6 protein-coding genes are annotated in these 6,574 nt (G+C 43.2%); 4 read left to right on the top strand and 2 right to left on the bottom strand.

Annotation, left to right across the window (positions count from 1 at the left end):
- Nucleotides 1-230 precede the first annotated feature (230 nt).
- The gene (locus AC3A14_RS23575) at nucleotides 231-608 is read right to left on the bottom strand and encodes a hypothetical protein (protein WP_318734737.1); all 378 of its coding nucleotides are present in this window, start codon (nucleotides 606-608) and stop codon (nucleotides 231-233) included.
- 87 nt (nucleotides 609-695) lie between these two features.
- On the opposite strand from AC3A14_RS23575, the gene pheS reads away from it, so the two are divergent.
- The 4 genes from pheS to csaB all read left to right on the top strand — a co-directional run bounded on the left by pheS (nucleotide 696) and on the right by csaB (nucleotide 4,772).
- Nucleotides 696-1,688: a phenylalanine--tRNA ligase subunit alpha gene (gene pheS, locus AC3A14_RS23570; RefSeq protein WP_318734739.1), complete on the top strand. Its 993-nt coding sequence runs from the start codon at nucleotides 696-698 to the stop codon at nucleotides 1,686-1,688.
- Between the two features lie 53 nt (nucleotides 1,689-1,741).
- Nucleotides 1,742-1,870 carry a hypothetical protein gene (locus AC3A14_RS23565; protein ID WP_318699005.1) on the top strand — a complete coding sequence of 43 codons (129 nt, stop codon included), beginning with the start codon at nucleotides 1,742-1,744 and terminating at the stop codon, nucleotides 1,868-1,870.
- A 120-nt stretch (nucleotides 1,871-1,990) separates the two neighbouring features.
- Nucleotides 1,991-3,454 (top strand): D-alanyl-D-alanine carboxypeptidase/D-alanyl-D-alanine endopeptidase, encoded by a 1,464-nt coding sequence (gene dacB / locus AC3A14_RS23560; protein WP_318734735.1) that lies wholly within the window; start codon nucleotides 1,991-1,993, stop codon nucleotides 3,452-3,454.
- Between the two features lie 274 nt (nucleotides 3,455-3,728).
- The gene (csaB, locus tag AC3A14_RS23555) at nucleotides 3,729-4,772 is read left to right on the top strand and encodes a polysaccharide pyruvyl transferase CsaB (protein ID WP_318734733.1); all 1,044 of its coding nucleotides are present in this window, start codon (nucleotides 3,729-3,731) and stop codon (nucleotides 4,770-4,772) included.
- Nucleotides 4,773-4,982: 210 nt separating this feature from the next.
- Here csaB and AC3A14_RS23550 read toward each other — a convergent pair.
- The coding region (locus AC3A14_RS23550) for a CHAT domain-containing protein (RefSeq protein WP_487779194.1) at nucleotides 4,983-6,574 on the bottom strand (1,592 nt) is incomplete at its 5' end.

Raw genomic sequence — 6,574 nt, 5'->3', positions numbered from 1 at the left:
GAAGTTTTCTGTCCTTTTTATGATTTTCACGTATACGATACATACATTATTATGGGATGAATTAGATCGGGTGGTTTTGATTTTTAATTAAACCATAAGTGTTAAGTTCTCTGCGGCGATTTTCAATTTCTCAATGCCAGAAAATTAGGGTTTTAGTCTTTCTTTAAATATCGAGGATGTATGGATACCGATTAAATCTTAGATACCTCTAGGGGAATCAAAAAAAATACTTAATTTTGTTTGTAATTTAAAGCTTCACAAAATGTCTGTACCCCAGTGTTAACGACATATAAGACCACAGGAGTGACGAGCAAGGATGGACAGACTTGGGCGGTTTTGAGTGTACGGACTACGTCAGCGAGTTGTCTTTGTTGAAAATAGCTCTGACAAGGGTCTTGGCATAAAATTACACGACAGCGTTTAGCGACTCCAGATAACCAGTCTGTGCGATCGGGTTGTTGTCCAGCTTGAATGCCGAGGGAGATGGCCGCATCTTCGAGATCTCCTTCACAGTCTTCAATTTGGTCTAAGGCTTCCAAGGCTTCCGGATCGGCAGCTAACTCCGTGCGATAATGGGCGATCTCTTGGGAAGTAAGGATAATCGTCATAAGAATCTGGCAGTGGAGAACGGGAATAATGGTAACATCAGGTAAGGCATTATGCTCTTTTCAGACCTGCCAGCGCCTAGAATCTATATGTTGAGTGACCTTGAACAACAATTAGCCGACCTCAAGCAAGCCGCAGTGGAGGCGATCGCCACCTGCAAGGATCTCCAGAAGCTTGAGGAACTCCGTATTGCTTATCTGGGTAAAAAAGGTCAGTTGCCTAAAGTGTTGGGAGGCATGGGAAAATTAGATCCTAGCGATCGCCCCCGCATTGGTGCAGTGGCTAATGAGGTGAAATTAGCTCTCTCTACCGCCCTTGATGACAAAAAGAGTGCCCTGCAACAAGCCCAAATTCAAGCCAAATTGGAAGCCGAAACCCTAGATGTGACAATGCCTGGGGTCTATCGTCCCCAAGGGCGGACTCATCCATTGAATAGTACGTTTGATCGGGCGATCGATATCTTTGTGGGACTTGGCTATACTGTCGCAGCCGGCCCGGAAATGGAAACCGACTACTATAATTTTGAAGCCCTCAATACTCCCCCCGACCATCCCGCTAGAGATATGCAAGATACCTTCTATCTCCCCGATGGTAATCTCCTCCGCACCCATACCTCCTCAGTGCAAATTCGCTACATGGAGAAGAATGACCCTCCGATCCGCATTGTGGCTCCTGGACGCTGCTATCGTCGCGATACGGTTGATGCAACCCATGCGGCAGTATTTCACCAAATGGAGTTACTGGCAGTGGATGAGGGACTCACGTTTACAGACTTAAAAGGCACCGTGAAAGAATTCCTGACCCAAATGTTCGGTGAGGTCGATATCCGCTTCCGAGCCAGTTATTTCCCCTTCACGGAACCGTCGGCAGAAGTCGATGTGCAATGGAATGGGAAATGGTTAGAGGTCTTGGGCTGTGGAATGGTCGATCCCAATGTATTAAAAGCAGTAGGCTACGATCCAGAGGTGTATACGGGGTTTGCGGCTGGTTTTGGTATTGAACGCTTTGCGATGGTGTTGCATCAGATAGATGATATTCGCCGATTTTACAGTAGCGATCTGAGGTTTTTACGCCAGTTTTAAGGGATTGAGGAGTCAGGGAACCGATGATTAGCCTATCGAAGAAATCTGAACAGATGTCATGGCTAATCGATCTGTCTTTGCTCATTCCCTTATCAACGATCGGCGATCGCCAGTTCTATGCATTTTGTCGCATCAATGCCAATTTATGCATTGATCGAAGAAGCCTCCAGTCAAGTTTCTGAGCAAGATTTTCATAACTATTTTACACATAGCTGTTATTGCACCTAATCTATTTGAGAAATGCTGTATAAAGATTCAACACTTTTACTACTACTCCTTATTCTTTTTCTAATCAATACCAAATGTTTAAATTTCACCTCAAACCAATTACAATTATTTTCCTTATATTATTTCTTAATCCATTAATTACTCTAAGTCAAGAAACCACGACAAGAAATTGTCGTGCCGACCTCAGCAATGATATTAATACGATAATAAATCGCCCAATTTTTCGTCGTTCTCGGTGGGGGATTTTAGTCGAAACTTTATCTAGTAAAAATAGAATCTACGACCAAGATTCTCAGCATTATTTTATTCCTGCTTCTACTGCTAAACTATTAACAACCGCAGCAGTGTTACAAAAATTAAGACCTCAACTTAGGATTAGAACTTCTATTTATGGTGATAACAACAGAAATATATATGTTGTTGGCAGAGGCGATCCCAGCTTAACAGAAACTGAACTCAAGAAATTAGCAGAACAACTCAAACAACAGGGCATAACAACGATCAATCAGCTCATTGCAGATAATAGTTATTTTCAGGGAACAGCTATTAATCCTAATTGGGAATGGGAAGATATTCAGGCGGGTTATGGCGCACCCATTAATAGTCTAATTTTAAATCAAAATTCTATAGATCTAGTTTTGTCTCCTCAAGGTTTAGGTCAACCTTTAAAAGTAACTTTTATCGATCCAATACAAAGTAACAAATGGCAAATAGACAATAATTCTGTCACGGTCGCAACTCATGAAAAAGAATTTGTAGAAGTAGGGCGAAGTTTTACTCAACCCATAATTCGTATATCTGGACAGCTCAAAGTTGGTTCAGTATCGGAACCTGTTTATGTATCAGTTGTGGAACCTGTGGATAATTTTTTAAATAAATTTCGTCAGGTTTTAGAGTCAGAAGGAATTCGGGTTTCTCGAATAGTTGAACAATCTCCAACAACCTCAAATTTAAACTTAACAGAATTAGCTTTTGTCGAGTCTCCTACGGTGGGAGAATTAATAGAAGAAGTGAATAAAGAAAGTAACAATGTTTATGCAGAAGCTTTGTTACGTCAACTAGGGGCTAGAAGTGATTCAGTTTCTAATCACTCCTCGAATAATGATACTTTGGAAAAAAGTTTGGAGGAGGTAAGAGCAATCCTAGCACGGTTAGGAGTTCCTGCCAATAGTTTTAGGTTAAATGATGGTTCTGGATTATCTCGCCATAATTTAGTCAGTCCGGAAGCTTTGGTGCAATCTCTCAGAATAATGGCGAATTCTCCTTGGGCAGATCTCTATCAAAATTCTTTACCGATTGCTGGTGTAAGTGGGACATTAAGTTGGCGTTTTAGAAATAGCTTGGCTGAAGGAAATGTACAAGCAAAAACAGGAGCATTAAGTGGAGTTGTGTCTTTGGCAGGATATATACAACCTCCCGATTTTGAACCCTTGGTTTTTAGTATTATTGTTAATCAATCTGATTTAAAAACCCAAGAGGTAAGAACGGCTATTGATGAAATTGTTTTACTTTTGACTCAGTTGAAATATTGTGGTTGAATAAAATAGCTTTGAATGATTTTTTTGAGTTTGCGTGATTCAAAGATCTTCAATACCGTCTCTATCAGGTTATTCCGAACCCTTCGACAGGGAAGAAACTGGGTTTCTATCCAAGTTGAGACAATCAACGATAAGATACGCAAGAAACCCGGTTTCTAGTTGACTCAGGGTGGAGGTCGGGTTCACAGATTCGATCGCTTTGTCTGCTAAACTTAGGAGAAGCTGCCCCTACGAAATTCGTCCGACAAAATTTATTTTTAATTTTTAATTGATCATGCGTGTGGTGTTATGTGGATACTATGGCCAGGGAAATGCAGGTGATGAAGCCCTGTTAGTTACCCTATTGCAGATGTTACCTAAAAATGTGACTCCGGTGGTGCTATCGGCTAACTGTACAGAAACTGAGCAACAGTATGGGGTGGAAACCTGCGATCGCACTTCGATTCCCGATCTGTATAGCACAGTAACCTCTGCGGATGCCTTTATCTGGGGAGGAGGCAGCTTAATTCAAGATGTTACCAGTTGGCGATCGCCCCTTTATTATTTTGCTCTCATGGCTTTAGCGCAACGAATGGGCAAAATTACCCTCGCTTGGGGACAAGGGATCGGCCCCTTAAAGACGGCTCTAACTCGCCAATTGGCCCGATCGCTCTTCCGTGGATGTACAGCAGTTAGTGTGCGCGATCGCCAATCGGCGCAACGGTTAACGGATTGGAATATTCCCTTCACCCTGGCTCCCGATCCTGTTTGGGCCTTGGAACCTACACCCGTTGAGGGGTTGGACAATCTACCTCATCCCAGAATTGCGGTGGTATTGCGTCCCCATCCCCAACTCACCCCAGATCGCCTACAAACCCTTACTCAAGCGTTGATTGAGCTACAGAAGCAAACCCAAAGTTATCTCCTATTATTACCCTTTCAACCGAAGACTGATTTAGGCATTGCCCAAAGACTCCATGCAGCACTCCCGAAGGTGAGCCAAATTTGGATCGGCGATCGCCCAGAACAGTATAAAAGTATCTTTAGTCAAGTGCAAATAGCGATCGCCATGAGACTCCACGGCCTCATTATGGCTGCTGCCGTGGGATGTCCCTGCTTTGCTCTCAGCTACGATCCCAAAGTCACCCAACTCATGGAACAACTGCATCTTCCCGGTTGGGAACTCGATCGGCTTCCAGAAAACGCCCACGAAATTAGCCAAACTTGGATCGATTTTTACGCTCATCGTCAACCCTTAACCCCTGCACAACTTGAAGAGATCAGGAGCCAAACTATGCAACATCAACAGATCTTAAACCTAACCCTTCTAAACAACTGATTCGCTTCTATAGCAGAGAAAGAGTCAATTAGGACAAGGTTCAATACTGAAAACTAGCTAATATAGCGTTTCTCAAATAGATGAGGTACAATAAAAAGTATGCTTTCATTTACCAGTTTTTTACTCCTCTCTTCTAATGTACCTCACTAATTCGATAAAGGCTATATAACCTATTTCCTATTCCTATTCCCTAGCGCGCTGCGCTACATATTAAGGATTACCAATTAAGGTAAACCCTGACCAATAATAGGGATGAATCAGATTCGGTTGAATGCCAGTATTGAGTTCAGGAGGTAGATCGATTTCGCCAAAATTGCCGATTAGTTTGCCGTCTTTAATCTGTACTTCTTTGCGCAATAGGGCACTTTGCGCTCTACGCAAAGCACCAGCTTTTGTTTGCTCTGTTTGTAAGTGATGGTAAAATTCGGCCATTAAGCCTAATGCACCTAGATCGCTGGCATACCATAAACTCGCTAAGGTTGATTGAACCCCAGATTGAACGGCTAAACCAGCAAAACCAAATTCTGCTTGGCGATCGCCCAATGCGGTACGACAGGCACTCAATACCAGCAATTGTACAGTAGGATCGATTAAGTTTAAATCCGTGATTTGATCGAGTCTAAGTTTACGATCCCAAAATTGAATATAAGACTCCTCAACTTTACCAGGTCTGAATTGACCATGGGTGGCTAAATGAATAATGCCATAGTCAGATTGTGTCCGTTGTTGATTAAAGTTTTCAACGGTCAACCCTTGATTGAGAAAGGCTTCTCCTTGCCAAAGTTTTTCAGAGATAGTCCTCAGTTCAACAGGAACAGCGGGTAAGGGAGAGTGATCGCTAAATTCAGATGCTCCCATGGCTAAGACGGGCGTATTTTGCAGATTTTGATAGCGGGTATCGGTTAAGCCCAAGCTGGGAACTAAGCTAAATTGGTATTTTTCTACTAAAAATTGTTCGCCATCATGCAAGGCGGCGATCGGTAGGCTGCGTAAGCCACTATCTAAACTTAATAATAAAGAGCTAATTCCCTGAGCTTCTAATTCAGCTTCGAGTGGTGCAATTAACCATTGATAAAGCTGTTGAGAAGCATCTAAATAACTGGTGGTACGACGGCGAATGGGATCGGAAATTTCGGCTTGAAAGGCTTTAATTTTTGCAATTAATGTGGCATTAGATGCTTCAGGAATGGAGTGATAAATCGGTTCTCCAGTGGGTGGAACTAAGACTAAATTCAGTTGCTCCGAATCAGAAATCATGTACAGTAAGGCAGAAAGTTTACCTGTTTGCGCACTCATGGTTTCCAGTTGCTTCTGGATCTGGGGAAAGGAAGACTGCTGTTGAGGTAATGATTTATTGAGATAATCAGCAAATTCTTCGCTTAAGAGGCGATCGCCCACTTCTACCGCTTGCTGTAATTTTCCTTCATCCAGTAATCGCCGGAAACTGCCCCGGCTGACGAGAGCAGTTGCCGTTGCTTGAGAATCAATAGTTACTGAAGAAGAGACATCATCGGAGGATTCACGGGATGTAGAGGCGATCGCTCGATTAATCCCATTAATCGTATCACTATGGTTCTGGAGAATAGTAATCTCACGATTACCACCATTGACTGTTACCCTACCCCCTGATGCTGAGTTTGGGGTTGCTGCAGGAGTTGCTGCAGGAGTTGCTGCAGGAGTTGGTGCAGGAGTTGCTGCTGGGGTTGGTGCTGGGGTCGGCGTTGGGGTTGGTGCAGGGGTTGGTGCTGGGGTTGGTGCAGGAGTTGGTGCAGGAGTTGGCGTTGGGGTTGGCGTCGGGGTTG

The organism is Roseofilum sp. (genome assembly GCF_982964205.1).
The sequence above is the reverse complement of the archived record's forward strand: the minus strand, read 5'-3'. Positions and strand labels throughout refer to the sequence as shown.

What these genes read in the sequence shown, in the direction of transcription:
- dacB (WP_318734735.1), top strand. Translation starts at nt 1,991, where the DNA reads ATGTTTAAATTTCACCTCAAACCAATTACAATTATTTTCCTTATATTA.
- AC3A14_RS23575 (WP_318734737.1), bottom strand. Translation starts at nt 608, where the DNA reads ATGACGATTATCCTTACTTCCCAAGAGATCGCCCATTATCGCACGGAG.
- csaB (WP_318734733.1), top strand. Translation starts at nt 3,729, where the DNA reads ATGCGTGTGGTGTTATGTGGATACTATGGCCAGGGAAATGCAGGTGAT.
- pheS (WP_318734739.1), top strand. Translation starts at nt 696, where the DNA reads ATGTTGAGTGACCTTGAACAACAATTAGCCGACCTCAAGCAAGCCGCA.
- AC3A14_RS23565 (WP_318699005.1), top strand. Translation starts at nt 1,742, where the DNA reads ATGTCATGGCTAATCGATCTGTCTTTGCTCATTCCCTTATCAACGATC.